A 25,887-nucleotide genomic window follows, 5' to 3' on the forward strand; every position below is an offset into this window, starting at 1 on the left:
GTGGCCGCGCCCCATTCGCTTCAGGCGCTTCCGATGAATTTGTTTAAAACGTTCAGGTGCTGCTGTTGCCTCGGCAGCAGTGTCGTTTGAATCAAGTTCCGAATGTCGCTCGGCATGTCGGCTTCCTGCAAAGCCTCTTGATAGTCCTCGATGCCGTTTTCTTCGCCCTGGCGTAGAGCGGTGAGAGCCGCTTTGTCGCCCAGGAGCTTGACTGCGCCCATGACCATTTTCGACCAGGAACCCCAAGCGCCGGAATCTTCCGTGGGACGACCTCCCTGTTGGAGGATTCGCTCTCTCAGCTTGTTGGCCGAGTCCCGATGGTCTTCGCAGATCGAGGCAATTTGCTGCAACTCGCCGGTTTGCGGCTCGCCGCGCAATTTATCCAAGGCTTGCTGATAGGTTTCAACGGCGGATATTTCAGCGCGCAACAGCTTGTTAAGTCTGGATGCTTCCCATGGCATAAACGTCTCCTGTTGTTTCCGACTGATGCCGGTGGAGCCGGCCATTAGGTGACGCTGGCTTCGCCGGTTACAGCGATGTCTTCGGCATCGGCTTCTTCAAAGATGTCTTTAACCTTGGAACGCTCGTCACTGTCGTCAGTATGCACGGAAATCAGAATATTTCCGTCTTTGATTTTTCCCTCGTAACGCTTGGCCTCGTACTCGGGAATGCCCATGCCGACCAGTGCTCCGACCAGCCCGCCAGTCGCGCCGCCGATAGCGGCTCCGCTCAAAGCGGCCATGATCGGGCCAGCCGCAATGAACGGCCCCACACCCGGTATGGCCAAAGTACCCAGCCCGGCCAGCCAACCCAGTATGGCACCGACTCCCATGCCTGCGACTCCCCCGGCGGTAGCGCCTTCCGGTGCCTTGGTATGTTGCTCGTGGACAAAGTCCTTGGTAGTCGACTTGTCGGGGAAGAGGACCGAAATGTCGTTGTTAGAGAAGCCCGACGCTTTCAGTCGGTCGATAATTGATTCGGCCTGATCTCTCGTTCTGGCGATGCAGAAAACGGCTTTTTTCATGTCAATCTCCTTGCAAAAGAATGCGTGATGATCATCTATGTTCGGGAATGCCGAAACGGAATGATCTACTGTTTAGATTGGAGCGAAATAGGGAAGAAGATTTGAAGTCGATAGCATTTCAAGCGTTCTTTCTCCAATATTCAGGACGCCGGCTGACGACATATATCGCTCGTGCCCGTGATAAAGAATGCGAGCATGACGACATCATCGTCAGTCCGGCTTGAAATTCCCTTTTACATCTTCATGCCTTCGATTTGCTTTTCGGCTTCCTCACGGGCTATTCCATATCTTTCTTGAATCTTGCCGATCAGTTTTTCTCTTTCGCCATTGATCTCATCGAGTTCGTCGTCGGTCAAGCGACCCCATTGTGCTTTAATGGTGCCTTTGACTTGTTTCCAGTTTCCTTTTACTTGATCCCAATTCATGATAATCCTCCAAAGAATCCACCATCGAATAAGGCATGCCGCCTTAGGTGGTCCATAAATGAGTACATATACGTATTGATGGTATATGAAACTTTCCTTGACCGTGTTTACAACTTGATAATAGTTGATAAAACTTCGACACAATGTCCCGCGAAAGATTCCGTCCGAATAATGTTTCTAGAGTCTGGACGCAGGGCGGGTGAAAAACGACTTGTGATCGCTCCCGCACCAAGGTATAAAAACCGAACATTCAGATTCTGATTTTCGAGGAGTTGCATCATGACTGAGGAACTCAAGCCTGCGAGCCACGATCAGACGTTTGATGAAGAGCAGGCCAAGAAATCTGAGGCACAGACCGGAACAAACAAGCAAGCCGATCGCCCGGAGCCGACCCGCTACGGTGATTGGGAAAAGGATGGACGGTGCATCGATTTTTAGCGTGTAGGCGTGCAAGTCACGCCGTAACCGGCGAAGTTCCGTTCATCGGGTGACCGTCGCTGCCCACGACTATCCGCAAGACGCTTTTCATAGCATGAGCGAACGTCCTCTCTCGCCCCATCTTCAGATTTACCGTTTGCCGCTGACCGCGATTTTGTCGATCACGCATCGCGTCACCGGCGTGTTACTGAGCATCGGTCTGGTATTCTTAGCGGTAGGCTTGATGGCCGTTGCCGAGGGAGAAGAACAGTTTGCCTGGCTTCAGGCGGCTGCGGGCTCGACGCCGGGCAAAATCGTGTTGTGGGCCTGGTTGTTATCCTTGTTCTTCCATTTTTCTCACGGCGTCAGGCATCTGATCTGGGATACCGGGCACAGTTTCGACCGTGACAGTCTGGATCGGAACGCTTGGCTGGAATTGGCTGCGGCGTTCCTTTTGACCTTGGGCTTATTCCTACTGACGTGATCGCCGTCTTCTGAATGCCTATGAACTATCGATCGCCACTGGCCCGTGCCCGGGGACTGGGCTCGGCTAAACAGGGAACGCACGACTGGTGGCGGCAGCGGGTGACCTCTGTCGCGCTGATTCCTCTGATATTTTGGCTTGCGCCTGCCCTGGTCGCTCTGCCGCACGCCGATTACGAACAGGTCGTCCGCTGGATCGCGACGCCCTGGAACAGTATTTTCATGCTGTCTTTCATCATTGTGGCGTTTTATCACGCGATGCTGGGGTTGCAGGTGGTGATGGAAGATTACATACACATTGAGTGGCTGAAGATGCTCGGCATTTTGGGCATGAAGCTGGTTTTTTCGTTCCTGGCGCTGGCGTCGATTTATGCGACACTGCGCATCGTGTTCATGGGGTAGCATGACCAAAGCCTACGAGATCATTCGCCACACATACGATGCCGTAGTCGTCGGAGCCGGCGGCGCGGGTTTGCGCGCGGCTCTCGGGTTAGGCGAGAAAGGCCTGAAAACCGCTTGTCTGACCAAGGTCTTTCCAACGCGCAGCCATACCGTGGCGGCGCAGGGGGGCATTAGCGCGGCCCTGGGCAACATGGGCGAGGACGACTGGCGCTGGCACATGTACGACACGGTGAAGGGATCCGACTGGCTGGGCGATCAGGACGCGATCGAATACATGTGCCGGGAGGCGATTCCCGCTGTCATCGAGTTGGAGCATTACGGGGTTCCATTTTCTCGTACCGAAAACGGCAAGATTTATCAGCGCGCCTTCGGCGGCATGACCACCCATTTCGGAAAAGGGGTAGCTCAGCGTACCTGCGCGGCGGCGGATTTCACCGGCCATGCCATTCTTCACACGCTTTATCAGCAATCGCTCAAGCACAAGGTGGAATTCTTCACCGAATATTTCACCCTCGATCTCATCATGGACGAAGGCGAATGCTGCGGGGTGCTGGCCTGGCGACTGGAGGACGGAACGCTGCATTGGTTCCGTTCCCACATGACGATTCTGGCGACCGGAGGGTACGGGCGCTGCTATTTCTCCTGTACCTCGTCGCACACCACGACCGGCGACGGCAACGCCATGGTGCTGCGCGCCGGCTTGCCGCTCCAGGACATGGAGTTCGTGCAATTCCATCCCACCGGTATCTACGGCGCCGGCTGCCTGGTCACGGAGGGTGTGAGAGGCGAGGGCGGTTATCTCACCAATTCCGAAGGTGAGCGTTTCATGGAGCGCTATGCGCCTCATGCCAAAGATTTGGCCTCGCGTGACGTGGTGAGCCGGGCCATGACCCGGGAAATCCTGGAAGGGCGGGGTGTCGGGCCGGATCGGGATCATTTACACCTACATTTGGAACATGTCGATCCCGCAGTGATCGAAGAACGGCTGCCGGGTATCAGCCAGACCGTCAAGATCTTCGCCGGCGTGGATGTAACGAAGGAGCCGATCCCGGTCATTCCCACCGTCCATTACAACATGGGCGGTATCCCCACCAATTACAAATGCGAGGTAGTCACGCTGAAGGATGGCAATCCCGAGACGCCTGTGCCTGGTTTAATGGCCATCGGCGAGGCGGCCTGTGTATCGGTGCACGGAGCGAACCGGCTCGGGTCCAACTCCTTGCTCGATCTGGTGGTGTTCGGGCGCGCCGCGGCTTTGCGCTGTGCCGAATTGGTTCAGCCCGGGAAACTCCACAAACCGCTTCCGCCGGATGCTTGTGATGCGGCGCTGGCCCGCTTCGACCGGCTGCGCCATGCCAAAGGCTCCCGGAAAACAGCGGAGATCCGTTTGGCCATGCAGCGGTGCATGCAGACCCATGCGGGCGTTTTTCGGACGGGTGAGGTGCTGAAGCAAGGCGTCGAGCAGTTAAAAGGCGTGATGGACTCCTTTCAGGATGTGCACGTTTCGGATCGTTCGCTCATTTGGAATACCGATTTGGTCGAAACCCTGGAGCTCGAGAATCTTCTCGCTCAGGCCATGGTGACCATCGTAGGCGCCCTTAACCGAGAAGAAAGCCGGGGCGGGCACAGCCGCGAGGATTTTCCCGAAAGAGATGATGAGAACTGGCTGAAGCACTCTCTGTTGTGGCTCGATGAGCGTCACAACGTTCGTATCGATTATCGTCCGGTACACCTGTACACCCTGACCGACGAAGTCGAAGTCATTCAGCCGCAAAAACGGGTGTACTAGAGCAAAGACTATGGGGCTTTTTTCACTACCCAAGAATTCCACAGTAAGACCCGGTAAGGTCTATCCGGCGCCCGAGGGTGCCACGAATGTCAAACGCTTCGAAATCTACCGTTACGATCCGGAGTCCGGCGAAAATCCACGCCTTGATGCGTTCGAGGTGGATTTGGACCGCTGCGGGCCGATGGTTCTCGACGCCATCATCAAGATCAAGAACGAGATTGACAGCACGCTGGCCTTCCGCCGCTCCTGCCGCGAAGGCGTGTGCGGATCCTGCGCCATGAACATCGATGGGCACAACACCTTGGCGTGTACTACAGCGATCGCCGACTGCCGAGAGGTGGTCAGAATTTATCCCCTGCCACATCAACCGGTGATCAAAGATTTAGTGCCCGATCAAACGCACTTTTTCGCCCAATATGCCTCCATACGGCCGTGGATCCAGACCCAGACACCGCCACCCGCTGATCGCGAGCGCCTTCAGAGCAAGGAAGAGCGAAACCGGTTGACCGGCTATTACGAGTGCATCTTGTGCGCGTGCTGTTCGACGGCTTGTCCAAGCTATTGGTGGAACAGCGACCGCTATCTGGGGCCTGCGGTTCTGTTGCAAGCGTATCGCTGGATCGTGGACAGCCGGGACGAAAATACCGGCGAGCGGCTGGACGAATTGGAAGATCCCTTCAAATTGTACCGTTGCCACACCATCATGAACTGCACGCACGTGTGCCCGAAACATTTGAACCCCGCCAAAGCCATCGCCGAAATCAAGAAGCTTTTGATCGAGCGGCAGCGTTGAACTTATGAAAGAGGCTCAGCTCCGGTGGCGCTGCCGTCGCGGCATGCGCGAACTCGATCTGCTGTTGCTGCGCTATCTGGATGATGCTTACCCTCAAGCGCCGAGCGCGGAAAAGTCGGCGTTCGTCCGGCTCCTCGATGAGCCGGACGACAAACTTTGGCGCTATCTTTATGCCGATTGCGTTCCTGTAGATTCGTCACTGGCCGAGCTTGTCCTCAAAATCCGTTCCGTCTCTCCGTCTTCATTTTGATCCATCCCTGAGTTTCTCTGCCGCCGTCACGGCCGTTCATGTGTTGGCCGGGTTTTCTGCCCTGGCCAATCCACTGCCGCTATGGGTCAGGTTCGGCACGCTTGCCGCCGTGGCGTTGAGTTTGTATCGCTGGTGGCGGGCATACTGGGTGAACCCGGATGTCAGGGAAGTGGTTCTGAAGCCAGGCGGCGAGTGTGAAATCGTCGTTCGGTCGGGCGCGCAACCTGGAACCGTACTGGACAGCAGCTTCATCACCACTGCGATAGTCGTGTTGCACATCAGAACCGAAACGAAGACACGGTTCGTCGTCGTATGTCGCGACAGCACGGATTCAGAGTCGTTTCGAATGCTTCGGGTCTATCTCCGATGTCGGTATTAGTGCCTTCCACTCTTTCGATGCTATCCGACATATTCGGAGACGAGATCGTCATTTCGGTTATGTCCGGACATCCCGAATCTAATTGTAGATAGGCCGCGACAATTTGTCATACCGGGTATCTATCGGGTTGAAACGGATATCCGAAACTTCGGTCGAGTTTATGAGTCAAAGATAATAAATTCCGCCTCTAAGCCAGGTTTATGGCTTCGTTCGACATCGTAACGCCGTAGTTACGATTTTTTCCAATAAGGGAAACTTAAACACTTGCGCGTCGGAAGACATCGAACGGAGCGGGATTATGTCACGCTACGTAACGGTAGCTCGTTCTAGACGTTCCCCGACGACATGATCGGGAATTCAAACGAATAGTTTGGGCTACCTTTTCAGGGAGAGCATGCCCTATGCAAAAAGTATTTGGATCGACCGGGTTCGAATTCGGTTTTCTGTTCGTCATGCGAGCCGAAAGCGCGATGGATCCCGAAACTTTCGAGCCTTTCTTTTGGAATCTGCCTGTCGACCCTTATATCAAGGGTGATTATCGCCTTCGGAGATTATCTCGGTTCAAGGTTTTAGAAGAAGATATCGTCAAGATGCCGCATGGCTATCTTTTTCAGCCAAAAGAATATAATCCCCTGGTCGGCGGTATAAAGAGAGAGTTTGTTGAATTGGATGACGAACTCGTCGAGTTCGACATGTTTAAACGTTTGTTATCGATATTCAGGGACTTCTGCAGTCTCGATATCGGTGCCGAAATAGGGGTCCATCAGATACGGACCACATGCTCGCCGGACAATTTTGGAAACCCGGCACCCGAAGGTATCCATAGCGATGGCTCCGATTTCGTTTGTATCTATTCCATAGACCGAAGAAACGTCCAGGGCGGAGAAACTCATCTCTACAGAGACAAAACGGGTAAACCTGTTTTTGACAAAATCTTATATCCGGGAGAATTGTTGTTAATCAACGACCGGAAGTTTTTCCACTATACCAGTCCGATTCAACCTATCGGGCCTGGCAATGGTCAAAGAGACGTTTTCGTCCTGACGTCCCCGAGCCTGCTTGTAGATCACTGAATCTGAAGATTTTTCATCTCTTCCGTACGGCAGCACGGCAGGTAGCCCGGATGCAACGCAGTGAACTTCAGGAAATCGGAGCACCGAACTCCCGGATCCGCAAAGCCTCGTTCGGGCTACGCTGGCTGTTCGTTCTTCAGAGTAATTCGGCGATATTGTTGGCCGCTCGCTTGACGTCGAGGAAAATCAGACCCAACTTGGCATTCGGCTTCGCCAGGACTGTTAGGACGGCTTCTTTGCCGGCATAGGTCATCAATACGTAGCCGGATTTTCCTTTGATCAAAACCTGTTCCAGTTCTCCGCGGGTGAGCTCCTGTGCAGTGCGGTCACCTAGAGATAACATCGCGGCGCTCATGGCGCCGACGCGATCTTCGTCGAGCGTGGCGGGCAATACGGCAGCTATCATCAAGCCGTCGGTCGAAACGAGACCCGTCGCCTCGATGTCCGCCGAAGCGCCATTCAACTCTGAAAGTATGGAAACGAGCAATTCGGAACGCATCAGATTCTCCTATTTATCCTTGTAGGCGGCGGCCAGGTTGGCAAACAAGGTGCGGCTCATGCCGGAAATCTTAAGAAATCTTTCCAGTTCCTCCGCGAGGCTCGACGCCTGATACGACTGCTGCATAACCAATAACGTCATGCCGGTAACTGCGCTTACCGCAGTCAGTACCTCGGCGCAGCGTTTTTTATCGTCTCCGTAGGTTTCCACGATCAGTTCGATCAGACGATTATTGATCAAGGTCATCGCCCCTGCCATGAACTCGACGGGTAGCTTCACTTTGACGTGCACGTCACCCACCTTGAACATGCGTTCGGCATAGGTTTTGTCGTAAGGCCCGCTGAACAGCTCCTCCATCCATCGGAGATGGGTTTTCTTCAGCGATTCGACTCGATCCTTAAGGAAATCAGCCGCTTCCGGAATGGCAAGCAGTTGCCGGTAAAAATCTTCGGTGACTCCTGCCAGTTTCGGTTTGATTTGCTTGCCGACTTCCATCAGCAGGGCTTCTCGTTCGGGTGTCAATCCGGTAAAGGATTTGGCATATTGGCTTAATTTGTCGAAATCACTTGACATCAAGTGCTCCTTCAACGTGCATTGATCTAAATTGCAACCACTCGAGTTCACGACGGGAACGAGGCCGTATGTCAGCCCTCGTTGACAAAGTGTATACCAAGGATTTCAGTCGGAAATTTTGGGGGTGGATTTTTTTAAATTTTGTGATCGACATCGCAAAAACTCGCCTTGTTGTGTTCCTCGAAGCGGGATGGGGTGTCGCACTGTTCGCGATAAGGGCGGGTTTATCCAATCCCCCCTATCGAGACGCCGTGCACGAATGGACTCCGACACGTCCGGAGAGGCCGTCCGAAGGGCCTACCCGGAAACTGTCGAAGAATTGGAGCTACTTTCGAGGTCTGTTGGAAAGTCGAATCAACGTACCAGCCGCTCTAAGCGACGGAGAATCCCGTCGGGTTCGGCCACGGCCATGTCGGTGATGGCGGTCGCACGTTCCGGGGTGTCCGCGACCGCATAGATGCGAAGTTCGTCAGCGTTGCCTGAAGGCCTGATATGGGCCACATCCCCGTTGTCGAACCGGATGCGTACGCCGTCGATGAAGTTGAGGGTGGTGATGGCTCCAAAGCCGAAATCGGCTGTGAAGAAACCGCCGAGCTCTCGTCGAATCGTGTCCAGCGCACGAATCTCTGCGTCCGTGACTTCGAGACGCCTCCCATCCGTACCGAATGCAGAGGAGCCATCGGGTAAGAACCGGATCTCGGCGATGTTCGGATTCACGGGTGAAAATCGCCGGACGATTTCCAGGCCGACCGGTCGTGGGAACTGCTTGAGTAGCGCGGCGCGGCTGTAACGTTTGGGTAGCGACGCGAACAGCTCGGTCAAACCGACGCCCCGTTCGCGAGCAGCGCAAAGCACGGCAAGGATAGGTAGAACCGCGTCACGTGTGGGCAACGCCTTGAGGAACTTGCCATTCTTAGAAATATCAGAGCCGGCCAGAAAACCCCCGTTGGCTTCCCAGCCGCAGACCGTTCGCTTGCCGCGAGCGCGCGCCGATTCCATACCGGCGATGACGAACGGCGAGCCGATACGCGTTTTCGGCTCGGTGATATCCTTGAGCGCACCGAGGTCTATGGCATCGTTGCAGCTGATCGGCACGACGACGGCGTCAGCCCCGAGGTATTCTGCCGTGATCATCCCCACCAGATCACCGCCGAAGAAACGCACAGCGGAGCTTTCCTCATCCACGCCGAGAATCAGCGGTCTGTCGCTGTCGCCGTCAGTGGAAACGACGGCGTCGATACGGCCGTGTTTTGCGCTAGCGTCGTCGAACAGTGCCTGGATGACCGCCAACCGCTCCGCATCGATGTTCTCAGTGTCGATCGGAACGAAAGTTTCGCTGCGGCCGGCGACGACGACTTCGGCGCCGAGCTTGCGGAGAATTTCGGCCAAGAGATCCCTGCCGACAGCGGAATGCTGATAGACCAGGACGCGCAGTCCTTCGAGTGCGTTGTCGGCAAAGAAATCGGTATAGCGCTTGACGTAGGCGGTGGCGGCCTCGCCGCTCTCAACGGAAAGTTCGAGGTGGCCCGCCTTAAACAGCCCGTGTTCGTCGAACAGAGAATCGGCAAACGGCTGGTTGTAGAGCCGTTCCCGGACTTCTCGGACTTTTTCGTTGATCGGCTGCTCGTGCTGTTTCAGTAGTTCTCCGCGTGAGGTGTTGGTCTTGTAGCCGTTGCGGTCGAACGGGATATGGCTGCCCGTCACCATGATGCTGCCCTTGCCCCGCGATGTTGCGTAGCAAGTCAGTGCGGGCGTCGGAATACGGCCCAGGTTAACCGGCTTCATGCCGGCGGCGCGGATGGCGCATTCGACGGCTTGCGCAAGCTCGCCGCGCCGGGGTTCGCTGTCGACGAAGCTACTAGAACTGGGGCGTAAATCGTAGGCGAAAAAGAATTCGTCGCCGCGCACAATGCCGCCCTCGGTAACCGGCAGCGATTGCAGATACTCGAGTTCGGCGAGCGCATTGATGAAGACTTCCAACTGGCTGAGGTGGACCAGCAGGCCGCGGCGGCCGCTGGTTCCAAATTGCAGCGCTTGCGGCTCATGCGCCAGCCGCGAACGGAGCGTGTCATTTCGAGAGATAGTGGATGTCATGCGAATTGCGAATTTTCCATGGCACAAAGATCGACTTTGAGTCAGCCTTGCTAGGCTAAAAGAGCCTTTCGACCCGGCTCGGAACATGCCCTTCGACTGGTTCAAGATGAACGGTCTGCCGAGTTCGGTTCTAAGTGTTCCACCAACCGGTCTGCTGGGCAAGCCGAGCGACCATCCGGCTGTAGGTGGTGAAGGCCGGAAAACCACTGACGGCGCGCTTTTCAAAACCGGGCCTATTCAGGGCGCCTCAGACTTTGCCGGCGTCCTTTGTGCTAACCTGTCGGAAACCGAGCTTCGGGATCGACGAGAAGTGTTGGCGCTCGATTCCGGCCCGACGGCAAAAAGCGACCGTATCGACATAGGAGTCCGCCATGGCGTCTTTTGATCTCGACTGGATACGTTCCCAATTCCCGGCGCTTTCTCAAGACATCGACGGCTATCGTCCGATTTTCTTCGACGGACCTGGTGGAACCCAAGTACCTCAGTCCGTCATCGACGCCATGAGCCGCTATTTGGCGACATCGAACGCCAACGCGCACGGCGCTTTCGCCACGAGTCGGCGGACCGATGAGATGATCGGCTCGGCCCGCTCGGCAGTCGCGGATTTCTTGGGCTGCGATGACGACGAAGTGATCTTCGGCGCCAATATGACCACGCTTGCCTTCGCTCTCAGCCGGGCCTTAGGGCGAAGCTTGAAACCCGGCGATGAGATCGTGGTGACGCGGCTCGACCATTACGCCAACGTTTCCCCCTGGTATGCGCTGCAAGAAGCCGGCGCGGTAATCCGCGTCGTCGACATCCATACGGAAGACTGCACGCTCGATATGGCCGATCTGGAGCGCCAGCTCAGCGAGCGGACCCGGATCCTCGCGATCGGCTATGCATCCAACGCGGTCGGCACGATCAACGACGTCGCGAAAGCGGTGCGTCTCGCTCATGCCGTGGGAGCGCTAGTCTTCGTCGACGCGGTGCATTACGCGCCGCACGGACCGATCGACGTGCGTGCCCTCGATTGCGATTTTCTTGCCTGTTCGGCGTACAAATTTTTTGGGCCGCATGTCGGCATCCTGTTCGGGAAGCGCGAACATCTCCAGCGTTTTCAGCCTTACCGGGTGCAGCCAGCTCCGGACGAAGTCCCGTTCCGCTGGGAGACCGGAACCTTGAATCACGAGGGGCTGGCAGGACTCACCGCGACCATCGATTATCTAACGGAACTCGGCCGACGCCTTTCGCCTTCGGCCGAAAACCGCCGCGCCGCCTTGATCGCCGCAATGGAGGCAAGCCGGCAGTACGAACGTGGCCTGAGTGAGCGTTTGATCCAGGGACTCCTGCAGATCCGCGGCTTGAGACTTTACGGGATAAGCGATCCCGCCCGTTTCGACTGGCGGACGCCCACCGTCGGCGTGACTTTGGCCGGTCGGACGCCCTACGCAGTCGCGGAACAATTGGGCAAACGCGGCATCTTTACCTGGCACGGTAATTTCTATGCGCTAGGACTGACCCAGCGTCTGGGCGTCGAATCGACGGGCGGCCTGTTGCGCATTGGATTGGTGGCTTACAACACGATCGATGAGATCGACAGCTTGCTGAACGCACTAGAGGATATCAACGCCGCTGTGGCCTGAAGCGGCCCGAGCGGCGTTCTTTGGTTTCACTGTCGGGTGCCTACTGGTCTGCCGTACGACTCGGGTCGGCTTGTCGAAAACGCTGCGTTCTTCGGTTTTCGCTCGGCGTCAGCCTATTCGTGCCCGCGGTGCGTGGACCGATTTCGTATCCACATCGCTGGGTCGGGCACTGCCCTGGGGCGGCATCGGTTCGTTATACCCCGTATCCATCCTATCGTCGCTGCTGTCCATCCGAATCGCCATTGTTGTCGTTTTCATCGTCATCGTTGTCGCCGTCCGCAGGTGTGGCAATGGTTACACCGGTCGGCTCGACGATATGCGGATCGGTAATGGAGGTCAGCAGTTCGCCGGAGTTTGCGTCGTAGACATTCAAGGCATTGGCGAAGTATTCGGAGACGTACAGCTTGGGCTTGCTGGGATGCAGCGCGATTTGATCGATTCCGTAGAATCCGAATGTGACCGAAACCGGGATCGATAGCTGCGGTCGTTCAGGCAATGCCCCGGTCGTTGCGTCGAAAGAAAAAACGTCGACGAAACCGTCGTAGCTGCTGCGAACGAATACCCGGTTTCCGTCCGGGGCGACCAGACCCGAAATGCCAAAATTTCCGGATAAGGCGCGCGTGTCGACCCGCTTCAGCTCCGGCACAGTGAACGAAGTCATGTTGCCGGACAAGGTCGTGACGACGATTCCCGAGGCGCTGTTCGGCGCGCAGAAAACGTTGTTGGGTTCGCCATCGAGCAGCAAGGTTTCCCCGGTATCCTTCAACGTGCCGGTGCTATCGATCGTGAGCCGGCGCACCGTACCGGTCGAGGACGTAGTGAGCACGGAACCGTCGCGACAGATATCTACGGAGTTGGTGTCGGCGTCTACGGAAAACGTGTAGATTTCGCGACGGCTTTCGATGTCGACGACCGAGATCGGTTGAACGGCGTTGCCGTCGGACACGACCAGAAACTTGCCGTCCGGGCTAAGCGAAAGATCCTCGCCGAAATTGGAGATGCGAATTGGATTCGTGCCTTCCGCGAGGCGAGGGGGCGACGTGGTCAAGTCGATCACGAAGACTTCATTATTGAAATTGGTTACGAAACCCCATCGCTGATCCGGCGTGATCAGCACATCGCCGATCGTACCAGGGGGGATCGCCAGCGACCCAAGTACGGTATCGGTATCGGCGTCGAATACCGTCACTGCAGATTCGGTGTTATCCGCCACCAAACCGAGAGTTCTCGCGGAAATCTCGGACGACTGCAAGGCCAAGGTCACGACGGCGCCGCTGAATACCGACGCCAGCCGAGCCCTTTTTCTGTAATCGTTCGTCATGATGGTCCATCCCTGAAGTATGTGTGAAAGACGTGCCGCACGTTCGTGCGGCTTCCCATCCGCGTCTTCGCCGTGACGGGGCGGCCCCCACAAGGGCGTCACCTCGAAACGGATACGCAGGACTCATGCGGTCGAAAAACCGTAACAAATTAGACAGACTTTGTATCGGACGATTCGAGTCGGATGCGGGAATTTGTAAAGATGTATCCGCAACTTGCCGTAGAACCTTCTTCCAGGCAGTATGAACGCGTGCTTTTGGAAGATCGGCTTAGCGGTGTTCAGACGCGATTACGCTGTCTGTTGCGGGGCGAAATCAGCCGGAATTAGGTACGGTCTTTGAACTTAGGGCATGCCGATCGCTCTATGAGTGAATGCCGTTTGGCGCAGTAAAAATTTTTGCGATCTGCCATGGTTGAGCAGTACGACCTTGGTGATTGCTCCAGGCAACTGACAGCGAGGTTTATGAGGCACGGCAAGGCTCTTAAGTTACAGGGAACGACCGGGTCGGATATCGTGTCGTCGAAAAGACTTTACGGGCGGAACCGACAACTTGAATCGAGGGTGCTCCCGCCGGACGGTGTCGAACCGGGCCTGGTGGGGCCGTTCGGGTTGTGGTTTGAGGCGTGGCCCCTGCGACTGGCATTTATACTGGGTTTGATTTTCTCCGGTTTCGCCTGGGCCGAGCCGGACCGCCCTCTTGTCGTAGGATCCAGGGTCGGTTTTCCGCCCTATGCGGATGTCGATGCGGAGGGCCGACCGATCGGCTTCGCCGTCGAGCTGTTTGCCGCGGCGGCTGCCGCTGTGGAGATTCCCGTCACCTTTCGGTCCGGCCGATGGGATACTGTGTGGCAAGCCTTAAAGGCCGGCGAACTCGATGCTCTGGCTCTGGTCGCACGCATCGACGAACGTGAAGGTCAGGTGGAATTCACCCAGCCGCATACCATCGGCTACGATAGCTTTTTTGTCCGCACGGATCGTCCGCACATTCATGCCATAGGCCAGGCGCGCAGCCTGAGCATCATCGTCTCACGCTCGGATGCTGCTCACCGGGCTCTCGTCGGCCGCGGCTTCACCCATCAACTCGTGATCGTCGACAGACTGGCCGACGGCTTTCGTCTGCTGGCATCGGGACAGCACGACGCGGTGTTGGCGCCGAAACTGCAGGGAGAAATGCTGGTGCAGACGAGCGGGCTTGCCGGAGTCATCGAGGCCGGTCCGCTGCTCAAGGATTACCGGCGTGAGTTCTGTTTCGCAGTACGCAAAGGTGATGTTCAGTTGCGTGACCGTCTCGACCGAGGACTCGCGATTGTCCGGGCGAACGGGGAGTACGACCGGCTTTACAGGAAATGGTTGGGCATCTACGAAACTCCGACGTTCCCGGTCAAACACGTCGCCTGGGGTGCGGGAGCGATTGCCGTCCTGCTGGCTCTCCTAGGGCTTTGGACCAGACAACTGCGTCGGCAGGTGGCTCTCCGCACCGCCGAATTGGGTCGAGCCGTTGCGGCGGTGCAGGCGGAACGCGAGCGGTTGCATGAGGTGCTGCAAGCACTTCCGGTTTCCGTGATACTGCTGTCGAGCGACTACCGGATCGCGTTCGCCAATCGTTTTTTCGAAGAGCGCTACGGCAAGGCGTTAGGGTGGCGTTGCCATGAGTACCTGTTCAACCGCGTTGAGCCCTGCGAACGCTGTGAAACTTTCAAGGTCCTGGAGACGAACGCACCTTTAAACTGGGAGTGGACCGGACCAGACGGTAACGATTACCAAATTTACGATTTTCCGTTTACCGATACCGACGGTTCTCCGATGATCATGGAGGTCGGCATCGATGTCACCGAGATCAATCGCGCCAAGCAGGCCTTGAGAGAAGTTAATGCGTCACTGGAAAGGCGCGTCGCCGAGCGCACCGCAGAACTGGAGGCGGCACGACGGGAAGCGGAGGAAGCACGTGACCTCTTGCACGTGACCATGGAAAATGCCCCCGCGCTAATGTCCTATATCGATGCCGACGGCCGATACCGCCGTGTCAACAAGGCGTATGAGCAATGGTTCGGTTATTGCGGCCAAGAGCTGTATGGGCGTCATATCGCGGATGTTCACGGCGAAGCCGCATGGCGGTCCCTCGCTCCTTATGTCGAGCGTGCTCTGGCGGGAGAGCAGCTCGCTTTCGAAACTCCGGTGTGCTACGCCAAAGGCGGCACGCGCTGGATCCAGGCCACTTATTCCCCGGATCTCGATGCGGCAGGGCGGGTCCGAGGTTTCGTGGCGCACGTGCTCGATATTACCGAGCGCAAACAGGCCGAAGATGCGTTGCGCGAAACCGACCGGCGCAAGGACGAATTTCTGGCTATGCTTGCCCACGAACTCCGAAATCCCCTGGCGCCGATCCGCAACGCGGTACAAATCATGCGCAGGTTGGGGGCGACGGATGCCAAGCTGGGCTGGGCGCGAGACGTGGTCGACCGGCAGGTGGAGCACTTGACCCGGTTGGTGGACGATCTTCTCGATGTCTCTCGGATCAGCCGTGGCAAAATCGAACTCAAACGGGAGCCGCTTTCCGTGTGCGAAATCGTGCAGCGGGCGGTCGAGACCAGTCGGCCGTTGATCGAGGCTCGCCGGCATCGGCTCGCCATGCACCTTCCATCGGAAACGGTCGGCGTCGAGGGCGATCTGGTTCGTCTGGCGCAGTCGGTGTCGAATCTGCTCAACAATGCCGCCAAATATACTGACGAAGGGGGGCTGATCAGTCTCACCGTCGAGCCGTCCGAAAGCGACGTTACGATCCGGGTCCGTGATACCGGCCGCGGCATCGATCCCGCGCAGGCAGCCAGCTTGTTCGACTTGTTCTATCAGGTGGATCACACCCTCGACCGGGCCGAAGGAGGTCTAGGGATCGGACTATGCCTGGTGAAACGCCTGGTGGCGATGCACGGTGGTGACGTATGGGCTACTAGCGAGGGGTTGGGGAAGGGTAGCGAGTTTGCGATCCGCCTGCCGCGTCTGCCGGATTACCCGGCGGCTCATCCCCCCGCCGTTCGGAACGGTACCAGCGAGCGGCGGATTGCGCAGCTTGGGCCATCGTCTTAAGAGATTGGCGTCACGGGCGGGCAATCGCGTTACGGCCGGTATCCGGAGCGTTTCCGGCCGGTCGATCAATAAACCGAGCCCGGTCCGCGCTTGCCTTTCGGTATGATGGTGATCCGGGAAGGGGATGCCGTAGCACGCTGTTGGTCGAGATACCGTGCGTCGCCGATGACGGACCCGGGCGGAATGATGTTGTAGCGGTCGACGATGGTCCGGCGCAGTTTCGCACCTCGTCCGATAACGGAGTAATCCATGATGATACACTCGTCGATGTCTGCGTCCGGCTCGATCACGACTTCGCGGCGTATCACCGAGCGATTGACTCTGGCGCCGCGGATGACGGTCCCGGCACCGAGAATGCTGTTTCGGACTTCGCCATCGATGATCCGCGTTTCCGGGCCGAGATAATTGTCGGAGTAAATCGGCCAGCTCGGATTGAAGATGTCGAAACGCGGCTCGTCGCCCAGCATATCCATGTGGGCCGCGAAATAGGCTTCGCTTGTGCCGACATCGCGCCAATAAGGTTGCTCTTCGTACGGTTTGATTCCGAGTGCCCGGTTCAAGGCGAAGTCGTAAACGCATACGTTATGCGTGTGGATCAGCCGCGGCAACACGTCCCGCCCGAAATCCTGTTCGCTGCGCAGGCGAATGGCTTTGAGTGTGCCGATCAGGACGTCGGTGCTGAAGATGTAATTGCCCATGGAAGCCAATGCTCGCCGCGGATCGCCGGCCATGGGCCTGGGATGAGCCGGTTTTTCCTGGAATTCCGCGATCCAACCGGTATGCTCGGGGCGGACGACGCCGAGAGTCGAGCACTGCTCCAGGGGCATGGCGAGCGCGGCCACGGTAACGTCCGCGTTTTGCTCCAGATGAAAGTGGACCATTTGATTGATATCCATGCGATAAACGTGATCGGATCCGAAAGCCGCCACCACGTCGGGGCGATGATGTTCGATCAGTCTCAGATTCTGATGGACCGCATCGGCGGTATTTGGAACAAGTCCGGCCCGTCGCGCATCTGAGACGGTACGACGGTGACGAGATGGCCCGCGATCAAATGGAATATCGACTACGCCCTGCGTACATGTTCAATCAAGGATTGGGACTTGTATTGGACAAGCAGATAGATCGAATGGATTTCGGGATTGACCAGATTGCTCAGTACGAAATCCACGATCCGGTACCGGCCGCCGAACGGAACCGCTGGTTTCGAACGCTCGGCCGTGAGTGGAAGGAAGCGGGTGCCCACGCCGCCGGCCATTACCATGGCCAAGACTTTGGGGGTCACCATACTCGGCCTCTGTTGTTTTAGTTGAATAGTCAAAATAGCAAACGCATACGATTGTCTTTCTCAATGTTTCCGGCAATAAGATTGATTACGGATGCCTGGGCCATGTCGTCGAATTTGGCCGGGGCGCTCAGTTTCATGACTGCGACGCGTTTGCGATGCCGCCTCAAGGAACGCTTTGGCCGATACTGGACTCCAAGCCAAGTCTTTTGCCGATCTAACGCCTGAGGTGCCAACCCGATGTCCATGTTTAGATTCCTGCCCGGAATCCTCGTCGTGGAAGCGGCGACGGTCGGCGTGGTGATGGCGGCGAAGAGCGCCTCCGGCGAGGCGGATTGGGTTCCGCTGGGATTCCTCGCCTTCATCATTACGTTGCTAATTGCCATATGGTTCGGGTCTATCGCCGACCACGTAAAGAAGGATGCGCTGGCCGAAGCCCGCAACAGCTTTGCCCGAGAACGGGAGAGCCTCCTGGTCGCCGCCGAAACCGACAAACGAGCAACACTGGAAGAAACCCATCGGCGGCTGGTCCGAGAAGTAAACCGCGCTAACCGCAGAGCGAACATCAAACTGGGCTTCGGGCTTTTTGTCCTTCTGGGCATCGGAGCCGTCCTTCTGGCGGTCGAGCTGGTGACGGTGGGTCTGCTGACTTTCGCCGCCGCCGGGGGGGCAGTCGCGGGTTATCTCGTTCGAGGCCGGCAGGAGGCTCTGGCGTATCAAAGGAAAACCGGCCAAGGCGTACCGCCTCAGCTTGATCGCGTAATCGAGGTCAAGCCGGAGAAACCGCTGCCGCGCCGGCTCGTCCGGTCGAAACGCCGGGATGAGAGGAATGGTGAATCGTAGAGGGAAGTAGCTGGTCGGTTAGGAATCCTTCCTCAGGCCGTAGGTGGGCAGAAGGATGTTTCGGCAAGGGGTTGCCGACATCCCTTGAACGCCGTGTGCCCGATCTCGGCGCTTTACCCGCTGTTTCGTCTCTGTGCATCGGCTCAGCTACATGCGGCTGCCTGCCGATGGCCGCTTGCACCGGATCACGATCGTTTTCTTGACGACAGGCGCCGTTTTTCCGTGCCGGATCGCTTCCGTCACCATTTCGAAGAGCTCATTGACCTGCCGCTCGTCGCTCAAGCGGACCTCGTCGTAGCCCCGCGTCCCGCAGAGGTCACCGGCCTTCCGGTAACAACTGTCTTTCGCGAGTCCTTCTTCCTCGCAGGTAATCTGGTACGCCGGCTCGCCGCTGGCGAGATAAATGGACCTCGCGGTCGGCTCCGACAGTGTGTGGGTGCAGCCGATCAGAGCAGAAAACAAACCGATGATGCCCAGCCGCTTTTTCATTTTTTTTGTTGACCTTCGCGTCGGATGCCGATGGTGTTTGGATGATTGGATTATAGATCAGTCTATGCTTTGTCTGATTTTTGCCTCGATGTATGTTCGGTGCGAGTCGAGATAGATCGTCCGTACCAACTCCCGTGCCGCCGATAGCGTTCCGAAGCCGCGGGAGAAACCGGGTACGACCGGGTCGATCGTCAGCTTTGCCGTGTCGATCCAGTGCCGGATCAAGTCGAGCGGGTCTTCGTTGCCGACAGCGATGCGTATGGTGGTCGGCGAGATGCCGGCTTCGCGCAACGCCTTTTCGTCGAGTTCCGAATGGGTGGTCAGGGCGGGGCAAGCTACGATGGTGTTGCTCTGGCCGAGGCTGATCATATGGCCGAAAGTAGGCGAGAGATTGTCGAAGAACCGCTGAAACGCTTCCCGCGGCAAATCGCCCATATCCAGCGTGAACAACGGCGCAGGCAGGGCAAGTGCGGCCGTCTTCTTCATGATCTCGTGGTTAGGATCGTCGGGCAGTGCGTTGCAATGGACCGTGATGCTCGGGTGGGACGCCAAGAATCGAGCGAGTATCTGTGTATTGATGCACTTTCTGAGCATGCGCACATCCAGCGTACGCATGCCCTGGAGCACTTCAAAGGCGGCGTCGGCGTTGAGAAACGCGCCCTTGACGTAATACACGTTCCAGAACAGGGTTTCGTCCCATTTCACGCCGTCCGCCGACTCTCCTTTGGGAATGAACATGTCCTCGTTGCGACCGATGACGGTGCCGGCGATGACCGAGCCGCTGCCGGAAAGATCTTTGGTATAGCTGTGAATGACAAAATCGGGGCGTTCCGCAGGGTCTTCCCGCTGTAGCGGGGTATAAAGGAAGGGCGTGCCGATGGTGGAATCGAGGATGACGCGCAGTCCGAGCCGATGCGCTTCCCGGCATATGGCCGGCACATCCAGCACGTAGCCGTGCGGGTTGCACGGCGATTCGAGATAGACATAGGCACGCCGTCCGGCTGAGAAGCGGTCAGCGTACCGGGTGCGGGCACGCTGCCAGGCTTTCAGAAAATCGTCGGCGGTATAGCCGTCGAAGGTTTCGACACCGATCTCCAGATTTGCAGGTTTCTCGAACCAATTGTGAATGAGCTGATGGGTGCCGCCGTAAACGTTACGGCTGGTGATCAGGATATCGTCGCGTCCCAAGACGTGCGACAGCACGCCATCGATGGCCGCCATTCCGCTGTTGAAGTTCCAGGCAAAATACTCGCTGGCATAGGGGCCGGCTTCGAGATCGACGATATGATTGGCCAAGGCGATCGAGGTTGGATTGAGCAGCCGTGAGTAGATCTGCAAAAGCTGCTCTTTGCCCTGAAAGGCATCTTCGATCCACTCAGCACAGGCATAGATATAAGTCGCCGTGCGGGTAATGACGGGATTCGCGGAGAAAAGTGCGGGAACATTGTCGAAGACGGAATAAGGTCCCTTGCTGGCGATCGTTGCGCTGCGGTAGTTCAGGGCCTGGTAACAGCGCCGGTTCGGATTCTGCAAATAGTCGAGCAGTTTCGCCAGTTGGAACGACAGGAATTTTTTTGCGTTGAAATAGGCGATCCTGTCGGAACGATCGAGGTTCTGGATGGTTTCCGCGGTTTCCATCCAAAGCCGGTCGATGTCGGCGTAGCTCTCGTACATCCGGCGCGATAGGCGTGCCAGCGTCCGACCGAACGTCGTGTCCGGATCGATGCCGAAATGGGCGAGCTGCTCGTCCACCAGTTCGTCGAGCGAGCGGGCCGCCGTGGATTTTCGTCGTGGCGAGAGAATGCGCAGGCGGTCGATGCCTTCCGACGCATGGCCGTCCTGCTGCGCCGGTTCATGGGGTATGGGGGGCGTAGCAAATCCGATGTTGTCCATAATCCGAGTCTTCGTATTGATCAAGATAGCGGTGCGGCGAGAGTGAATAGGCCGCACTCGACAACCATTAGACCAAATCGGCGGTCAATCGACTCGCATCCGGTACCGCCGTGCAAGATTTCCCTGAGGCACCAGCCGTTTCAAGGAGTTCGCGGCTGGCTCTTACATCGTTTCATCGGTTTTGCGCACCTCAACGGGCGCTCCGTTGTTTCCAGTGCTGCTCTGTTGCCTAAATTGAGCATCGCTTCGATCTGGCGGGGACAAGGGGTGGCTTCCTCTTCTATATCGAAAGTCGCGTAACAAGGCTCGAGAAAAGGCAGAAAGGCGGATGACGACTTCGCTATTTCCTATTTTCCGCTGTCTAATAGTCGCCATTGATGGACAAACGGGCGATCGATACGTGGTTTTTGCCACGTTCCCGGGAATTCGTACTTAAATTTGGCAATAAAAAGCCGCTCGACCTTCTATGGAGCGCTTTTTTAATGACTCACTGGATAAATAATCCGATCTTCTGGAGGCTGAGGTCGGAATCGAACCGGCGTCCACGGCTTTGCAGGCCGCTGCATAACCACTCTGCCACTCAGCCTGTGTTTAGAGGCTAGCGAAAGCAAAAAGCCGCGCTCGTTGCCGCGGCTTTCTTGAATTGGAGCGGGAAACGAGACTCGAACTCGCGACCCCAACCTTGGCAAGGTTGTGCTCTACCAACTGAGCTATTCCCGCGTCGTGCTATTTAGACCCGAAATTTTAGGTATCACTGACGGCTTTGTCAACTCCTCGTTCTCACCTCTTAGAGCGGGCAGCGCAGCCCTCAGATAATTCACCATGGACCAGAGTGTCAGTATGGCGGATATGAAAAGAAGTACCTGACCGACATTCTTCAGAAAGCCGAGCCAGACATCCATGCCGAGCAGGAGCGTGATGATGGCGATCATTTGTACAGTCGTTTTACATTTGCCCAGCCAGGAGACTTCGACGCGCTTGCGTTGGCCGATTTCCGCCATCCATTCGCGCAAGGATGCGATGGTGATTTCGCGGCCAATGATGACAGCGGCGGCGATAGCAACGTAAGGGCTGGGGTCGGCCTGAACGATCAGAACCAGTGTGACGGCCACCATCAGCTTGTCGGCGACCGGGTCGAGAAACGCGCCGAAGCGGGTGGTTTGTCGCATCTTGCGGGCCAGGTAACCGTCCAGCCAATCGGTCACGGCGGCAATCGTGAAAACGAAGGCGCAGGCAATATGGGCGCCACTCCACGGCAGATAGAAAAGTACGACCAGGACGGGGATCAGCGCGATCCGAAGTATGGTCAGATTGGTGGGGAGATTCAACTCCATGTTCAGCTTTCTCTTTCGTGGAAAGTTTCGTAAATGCGCTTCGCCAATTGAGCGCTGATGCCTTCGACGCTGCTCAGGGCGTCCACGCCCGCACGACTGATTTCTCTGAGTCCTCCGAACTGGCGCAACAAGCGCTGCCGCCGCTTCGGACCAAGTCCGGCAATGTCATCGAGCGCGGACCGTTTTCTGGCCTTGGCGCGTCGTTGTCGATGCCCAGTGATGGCGAAACGGTGGGCTTCGTCGCGAACCTGTTGAATCAATAGCAAGGCAGGCGAATGAGCGGGCAGAATGATCGCATCGGATGAGTCCGCCGGGAAGAGCGTTTCCATTCCTGGCTTGCGGTCGGGCCCCTTGGCTATTCCAACGGTGCGGACGCCATCCATTCCAAGTTCGCGCAAAACCTCACGCACCGCGTTGACCTGGCCTTTGCCGCCGTCGATGAACAGAATATCAGGCGCCTCGATCTCACCTTGTTTGATGCGTTGATAGCGCCGCGAAATCGCTTGCGCTAATGCGCCGTAATCGTCGCCGGGTGTGATACCCTCGATGTTGAACCGGCGATAGGCGGATTTAACCGGGCCTTGCCGGTCGAACACGACGCAGGATGCGACGGTTTGGTCGCCCTGGGTATGACTGATGTCGAAGCATTCCAAGCGTTTCGGCGGCTCCGGGCAATGCAGCGCCTCGCCGAGAGCGAGGAAACGCGCGTACAGGTCCTGTCGGTTCGCCAGTTTTGCAGCCAAAGCGTTTTCGGCATTGACGAGAGCCAACTGCAGGCGTTTCTGACGTTCGCCGCGAACGCGGGCGGAAATCTGTACAGCATGCCCAGCTTGGCTGGCGAGCATTTCCTCGATCACTCCGGCATCCTCGATCGGATGGCTGATGAGGATTTCGCGGGGAATCTGCTTGCCGAGGTAATACTGTGGGATGAACGCCGCCAGAATGCTGCCGGGATCCTGCTCCTCCGGCATGGTGGGGAAGAATGCGCGGTCGCCGATTTGCTGACCGCCGCGGATGAAGAGCATCTGCACGCAGGCGACATTGCCCTTGAAAGCACAGGCGATAATGTCGATATCACCGTGTTCGCCGTGCACCGCCTGTTTCGCCAAGACAGTCCTCAAGCTCGCGATTTGATCCCGGTAGCGTGCCGCCCGCTCAAATTGCAAGTCGGCCGCGGCTTTTTCCATGCGCGCCACCAAATCGTCGATTAGCCGCTTGCCGTCGCCTTCCAGGAACATAATGGTATCTCGCACGTCCTGGCTGTAGGATTCAGGGTCGATCAGACCGACGCAAGGTGCGGTACAACGTTCGATCTGGTATTGCAGGCAGGGGCGAGAGCGATTTTGGAAATAAGAATCCTGGCATTGGCGCACTGGAAAGATCTTTTGCAGCAGCTTCAGGCTCTCCCGGACGGCGCTCGCGCTCGGATAAGGTCCGAAGTAACGGCCGCGCTTGCTCTTCGCGCCGCGATGGAAAGTGAGACGAGGGAAAGGCTGATGGGTAGAAACATAAATATAAGGATAGCTTTTGTCGTCACGCAGATTGATGTTGTACCGCGGTTTGTGACGTTTGATGAGCTGGCTTTCCAGCAGCAGAGCTTCGCCCTCAGTGTGTGTGACCCGCACATCGATCGAGTGTACCCGCGCGATCATGGCTTGCTGTTTGGGCGAACAGTCTTTCCCCGAAAAGTAGCTGGACACGCGCTTTTTGAGGTTTTTTGCCTTGCCGACGTAAATGACTTCGCCCTTTTCGTCCAACATCCTGTAAACACCCGGCAGCTGGGTCAGGGTCTCGAGAAAAGCTTTGATATCGAAGGACCGGGCATCTTCGCGCAAATTCATGACAGATAGGGCCGATTCGTCAAGAAGAGGACATTATAATCCCGAACGCACGGGCGGCACGTGGTTTGACCGTTTGTGGCTTTCTGTTTGGCTGGAAGCGTTCAGCAAGGCGGTGCCTGAACTATCGGCAAGCCGCCACTGCAAGCCGAGCGGCGCAGAAGCAAGGTCATCGATTTTTACGTTTTTTGAGCCGTGACAGCGATGGCGTTCGATCGGTTTTAAGGCCAAGTTCTCGCCTTTCAATTCGGCTGCGGCCTAGGCTGGACCGCTGCAACCGGAACATGTTTTAAGACCATAGTTCGTTTCGATTGTGCCCGTTGTGAGGCGAAAGAGCGTTTATCGATGGGAGCAATGTCCGCACGGTTCGCTCTTTATTTGTTGCGCTACAAAACTATGTCGGTAGGCTCTTCGCCCTGAAGCTGTCGCCTGGGCAGGAACGGGATCCGCTTGTTTGGACTTGTTTGGGCTTGCTTAGAGTGGTGAAAAGCCGCATGAGATAAGGGCTAGAACGTGTTAACGAGTTGGCTGGCACTTGCGGCCAGCCCGTTTGCGATAGACGCGCCCCGATGGTCCTTGCTTGCCGGAGTGGCGGCCTGCCTTAAAACGACATTGCTGAAATGCCAGGTGGATACTTGCGCGCGGCTCGATCAATACGCGATCGCCGCTTTTTTCTTAACTCTAATATCAATATGGATAGCTCCGACTCGACTTCGCTCCGCTCGCGCGAGTGGGCTTGGGCCCTCTACGATGTAGCGACTTCTTCCTTCGCCACCACGGTGATGGCGGCTTTTTTTCCGGTGTTTTTCAAGCAATTCTGGGCAAGAGAGTTACCGGTTACGGAAAGTACCTTCTGGCTCGGCGCGGTGAGTTCGGTCGGCGCGCTGGTTGCACTGGTTCTCGCACCAGTACTCGGAGCCTTGTCGGACGCCGGCGGTTGGAAGAAGCCTTTGCTCGCACTTTGCGCGTTCCTCGGCGTCGCCATGACGGCGGGCCTTTTTTGGATCGAAACAGGCGCTTGGGAGTTGGCGCTCCTTCTTTACGGCTTGGGACTCGTGGGGTTTTCCACCGGAATGGTTTTTTACGACGCGCTTTTGCCGACGGTCACGGTTCCATCCCGCTTCGAGCACGTGTCCGCCTTCGGAGTGGGGATGGGCTATCTTGGCGGTGGCGCGCTCTTCGCAGTCAATATCCTGATGACACAGAAGCCGGAGTGGTTCGGGCTCCCCGATGTGACCGCCGCGGTTCGGATGTCGTTCCTGATGGTAGCGGTGTGGTGGTTCGTATTCACTTTGCCGCTGCTACTGGTCGTGCGTGAGCCGTCGGCCCGGCGCGCGAGCGGTAGCGCCGTCAGGGCTGGATTGGCGCAACTTCGAGATACGTTCAAACATGTCCGACGGCTCAAGGTCGTCATGCTGTTTCTTGGCGCGTATTGGCTGTACATCGACGGTGTGGACACCATCGTCCATATGGCGGTGGATTACGCGCTCGCGATCGGTTTCGACGCAAGCGGGCTGATGCTCGCCTTGCTCATTACCCAGGTGGTCGGGGTTCCCTCGACCCTTGCCTATGGCCGGCTCGGTCAGCGTTTTGGCGCCAAGGCGAGCATTCTTGTGGGGCTTGTGACCTATGCCTTGCTGGTGGTCTGGGGTTCGGTCATGAGCCGACAGTGGGAGTTTTTTGGGATCGCCGTGGGTATAGGTTTGGTCCAAGGCGGGGTCCAGGCCATGAGCCGCGCACTCTACGCGCGCATTATCCCGAAAGAGAAATCGGGCGAGTTTTTCGGTTTCTTCAATCTGCTCAGCAAGTTCGCGGCGGTGCTAGGACCCGTGCTCGTGGGCGTTGTCAGCTATGCCACGGGAGAGCCACGGCTTTCGATACTTGCCTTGCTGGTTCTTTTCGGCCTGGGCGGCGCCTTGCTCTGGTACGTCGACGTGGCGGAAGGCGAGCGGTGCGCCTCGGAGCTATAGGCGG

Annotated in this window: 27 protein-coding genes and 2 tRNA genes; 13 read left to right on the forward strand and 16 right to left on the reverse strand. The window is 57.1% G+C overall.

What is annotated here, in order from left to right; translation table 11 throughout:
• Positions 1 to 20 precede the first annotated feature (20 nt).
• From QEN43_RS18700 to QEN43_RS18710, 3 genes are all read right to left on the reverse strand, one after another.
• Complete coding sequence (locus tag QEN43_RS18700; RefSeq protein WP_026609792.1) at positions 21 to 461, reverse strand: DUF2383 domain-containing protein; 441 nt, start codon at positions 459 to 461, stop codon at positions 21 to 23.
• A 44-nt stretch (positions 462 to 505) separates the two neighbouring features.
• A complete protein-coding gene (locus QEN43_RS18705; RefSeq protein WP_026609793.1) occupies positions 506 to 1,024 on the reverse strand; it encodes a DUF3341 domain-containing protein in 519 nt (172 codons plus the stop codon).
• 233 nt (positions 1,025 to 1,257) lie between these two features.
• On the reverse strand, positions 1,258 to 1,449 hold the full coding sequence (locus QEN43_RS18710) for a CsbD family protein (RefSeq protein WP_026609794.1): 192 nt from the start codon (positions 1,447 to 1,449) through the stop codon (positions 1,258 to 1,260).
• A gap of 279 nt (positions 1,450 to 1,728) precedes the next feature.
• Here QEN43_RS18710 and QEN43_RS18715 point away from each other — a divergent pair, with 279 nt between their 5' ends.
• From QEN43_RS18715 to QEN43_RS18750, 8 genes are all read left to right on the forward strand, one after another.
• Positions 1,729 to 1,887 (forward strand): DUF1674 domain-containing protein, encoded by a 159-nt coding sequence (locus QEN43_RS18715; RefSeq protein ID WP_084161795.1) that lies wholly within the window; start codon positions 1,729 to 1,731, stop codon positions 1,885 to 1,887.
• A 94-nt stretch (positions 1,888 to 1,981) separates the two neighbouring features.
• Positions 1,982 to 2,350, forward strand: coding sequence for a succinate dehydrogenase, cytochrome b556 subunit (sdhC, locus tag QEN43_RS18720; protein ID WP_026609795.1), 369 nt, complete (start codon positions 1,982 to 1,984; stop codon positions 2,348 to 2,350).
• A 20-nt stretch (positions 2,351 to 2,370) separates the two neighbouring features.
• Positions 2,371 to 2,751 (forward strand): succinate dehydrogenase, hydrophobic membrane anchor protein, encoded by a 381-nt coding sequence (gene sdhD, locus QEN43_RS18725; RefSeq protein ID WP_026609796.1) that lies wholly within the window; start codon positions 2,371 to 2,373, stop codon positions 2,749 to 2,751.
• Between the two features lies 1 nt (position 2,752).
• Entirely contained in the window at positions 2,753 to 4,540 is a 1,788-nt protein-coding gene (gene sdhA, locus QEN43_RS18730) for a succinate dehydrogenase flavoprotein subunit (protein ID WP_026609797.1), read from the forward strand.
• A 10-nt stretch (positions 4,541 to 4,550) separates the two neighbouring features.
• A complete protein-coding gene (locus tag QEN43_RS18735) occupies positions 4,551 to 5,333 on the forward strand; it encodes a succinate dehydrogenase iron-sulfur subunit (protein ID WP_026609798.1) in 783 nt (260 codons plus the stop codon).
• A gap of 4 nt (positions 5,334 to 5,337) precedes the next feature.
• Entirely contained in the window at positions 5,338 to 5,583 is a 246-nt protein-coding gene (locus tag QEN43_RS18740; RefSeq protein WP_026609799.1) for an FAD assembly factor SdhE, read from the forward strand.
• A 40-nt stretch (positions 5,584 to 5,623) separates the two neighbouring features.
• Complete coding sequence (locus tag QEN43_RS18745) at positions 5,624 to 5,962, forward strand: protein YgfX (protein WP_026609800.1); 339 nt, start codon at positions 5,624 to 5,626, stop codon at positions 5,960 to 5,962.
• A gap of 401 nt (positions 5,963 to 6,363) precedes the next feature.
• The gene (locus QEN43_RS18750) at positions 6,364 to 7,035 is read left to right on the forward strand and encodes a 2OG-Fe dioxygenase family protein (RefSeq protein WP_026609801.1); all 672 of its coding nucleotides are present in this window, start codon (positions 6,364 to 6,366) and stop codon (positions 7,033 to 7,035) included.
• A gap of 136 nt (positions 7,036 to 7,171) precedes the next feature.
• Here the strand turns inward: QEN43_RS18750 and QEN43_RS18755 are convergent, their stop codons facing one another.
• From QEN43_RS18755 to QEN43_RS18765, 3 genes are all read right to left on the reverse strand, one after another.
• Complete coding sequence (locus tag QEN43_RS18755) at positions 7,172 to 7,534, reverse strand: roadblock/LC7 domain-containing protein (protein ID WP_026609802.1); 363 nt, start codon at positions 7,532 to 7,534, stop codon at positions 7,172 to 7,174.
• A 9-nt stretch (positions 7,535 to 7,543) separates the two neighbouring features.
• Complete coding sequence (locus tag QEN43_RS18760) at positions 7,544 to 8,107, reverse strand: protoglobin domain-containing protein (RefSeq protein WP_026609803.1); 564 nt, start codon at positions 8,105 to 8,107, stop codon at positions 7,544 to 7,546.
• A gap of 354 nt (positions 8,108 to 8,461) precedes the next feature.
• On the reverse strand, positions 8,462 to 10,201 hold the full coding sequence (locus QEN43_RS18765; protein ID WP_051331536.1) for a phosphohexomutase domain-containing protein: 1,740 nt from the start codon (positions 10,199 to 10,201) through the stop codon (positions 8,462 to 8,464).
• Positions 10,202 to 10,286: 85 nt separating this feature from the next.
• On the opposite strand from QEN43_RS18765, the gene QEN43_RS18770 reads away from it, so the two are divergent.
• Positions 10,287 to 10,586 (forward strand): hypothetical protein, encoded by a 300-nt coding sequence (locus QEN43_RS18770; protein WP_026609804.1) that lies wholly within the window; start codon positions 10,287 to 10,289, stop codon positions 10,584 to 10,586.
• A complete protein-coding gene (locus QEN43_RS18775; protein WP_026609805.1) occupies positions 10,573 to 11,826 on the forward strand; it encodes a cysteine desulfurase-like protein in 1,254 nt (417 codons plus the stop codon). Before QEN43_RS18770 ends, QEN43_RS18775 begins: the two co-directional genes overlap by 14 nt.
• A 211-nt stretch (positions 11,827 to 12,037) precedes the next feature.
• Here QEN43_RS18775 and QEN43_RS18780 read toward each other — a convergent pair whose 3' ends face one another.
• On the reverse strand, positions 12,038 to 13,147 hold the full coding sequence (locus tag QEN43_RS18780) for a hypothetical protein (RefSeq protein WP_026609806.1): 1,110 nt from the start codon (positions 13,145 to 13,147) through the stop codon (positions 12,038 to 12,040).
• A gap of 462 nt (positions 13,148 to 13,609) precedes the next feature.
• On the opposite strand from QEN43_RS18780, the gene QEN43_RS18785 reads away from it, so the two are divergent.
• Positions 13,610 to 16,231, forward strand: a complete 2,622-nt coding sequence (locus QEN43_RS18785) for a PAS domain-containing protein (protein ID WP_084161801.1) — start codon at positions 13,610 to 13,612, stop codon at positions 16,229 to 16,231.
• Between the two features lie 65 nt (positions 16,232 to 16,296).
• Here the strand turns inward: QEN43_RS18785 and QEN43_RS18790 are convergent, their stop codons facing one another.
• The 3 genes from QEN43_RS18790 to QEN43_RS18800 form a co-directional block, all read right to left on the reverse strand.
• A complete protein-coding gene (locus QEN43_RS18790; protein WP_268870461.1) occupies positions 16,297 to 17,163 on the reverse strand; it encodes a sugar phosphate nucleotidyltransferase in 867 nt (288 codons plus the stop codon).
• A gap of 134 nt (positions 17,164 to 17,297) precedes the next feature.
• Positions 17,298 to 17,519 carry a sugar phosphate nucleotidyltransferase gene (locus QEN43_RS18795; RefSeq protein ID WP_202901092.1) on the reverse strand — a complete coding sequence of 74 codons (222 nt, stop codon included), beginning with the start codon at positions 17,517 to 17,519 and terminating at the stop codon, positions 17,298 to 17,300.
• A gap of 29 nt (positions 17,520 to 17,548) precedes the next feature.
• Positions 17,549 to 17,764 carry a hypothetical protein gene (locus QEN43_RS18800; RefSeq protein WP_051331537.1) on the reverse strand — a complete coding sequence of 72 codons (216 nt, stop codon included), beginning with the start codon at positions 17,762 to 17,764 and terminating at the stop codon, positions 17,549 to 17,551.
• Between QEN43_RS18800 and QEN43_RS18805 the strand changes: the two genes are divergently transcribed.
• A complete protein-coding gene (locus QEN43_RS18805) occupies positions 17,757 to 18,359 on the forward strand; it encodes a hypothetical protein (RefSeq protein WP_026609807.1) in 603 nt (200 codons plus the stop codon). The genes QEN43_RS18800 and QEN43_RS18805 overlap by 8 nt on opposite strands.
• A gap of 147 nt (positions 18,360 to 18,506) precedes the next feature.
• Here the strand turns inward: QEN43_RS18805 and QEN43_RS18810 are convergent, their stop codons facing one another.
• From QEN43_RS18810 to uvrC, 6 genes are all read right to left on the reverse strand, one after another.
• Complete coding sequence (locus tag QEN43_RS18810) at positions 18,507 to 18,848, reverse strand: hypothetical protein (protein WP_026609808.1); 342 nt, start codon at positions 18,846 to 18,848, stop codon at positions 18,507 to 18,509.
• A 57-nt stretch (positions 18,849 to 18,905) separates the two neighbouring features.
• Positions 18,906 to 20,741 carry a trans-sulfuration enzyme family protein gene (locus tag QEN43_RS18815; RefSeq protein ID WP_084161804.1) on the reverse strand — a complete coding sequence of 612 codons (1,836 nt, stop codon included), beginning with the start codon at positions 20,739 to 20,741 and terminating at the stop codon, positions 18,906 to 18,908.
• Positions 20,742 to 21,253: 512 nt separating this feature from the next.
• Positions 21,254 to 21,327 (reverse strand) — tRNA-Cys (locus QEN43_RS18820).
• 58 nt (positions 21,328 to 21,385) lie between these two features.
• Positions 21,386 to 21,461 (reverse strand) — tRNA-Gly (locus QEN43_RS18825).
• Positions 21,452 to 22,075: a CDP-diacylglycerol--glycerol-3-phosphate 3-phosphatidyltransferase gene (gene pgsA, locus QEN43_RS18830; RefSeq protein ID WP_051331670.1), complete on the reverse strand. Its 624-nt coding sequence runs from the start codon at positions 22,073 to 22,075 to the stop codon at positions 21,452 to 21,454. The genes QEN43_RS18825 and pgsA overlap by 10 nt, the downstream gene beginning before the upstream one ends.
• A gap of 2 nt (positions 22,076 to 22,077) precedes the next feature.
• Positions 22,078 to 23,916, reverse strand: a complete 1,839-nt coding sequence (gene uvrC, locus QEN43_RS18835; protein WP_026609810.1) for an excinuclease ABC subunit UvrC — start codon at positions 23,914 to 23,916, stop codon at positions 22,078 to 22,080.
• Positions 23,917 to 24,605: 689 nt separating this feature from the next.
• Between uvrC and QEN43_RS18840 the strand changes: the two genes are divergently transcribed.
• Positions 24,606 to 25,883, forward strand: coding sequence for an MFS transporter (locus tag QEN43_RS18840; protein ID WP_317963486.1), 1,278 nt, complete (start codon positions 24,606 to 24,608; stop codon positions 25,881 to 25,883).
• Positions 25,884 to 25,887 lie beyond the last annotated feature (4 nt).

The organism is Methylocaldum szegediense, assembly GCF_949769195.1.
Taxonomy (GTDB): domain Bacteria; phylum Pseudomonadota; class Gammaproteobacteria; order Methylococcales; family Methylococcaceae; genus Methylocaldum; species Methylocaldum szegediense.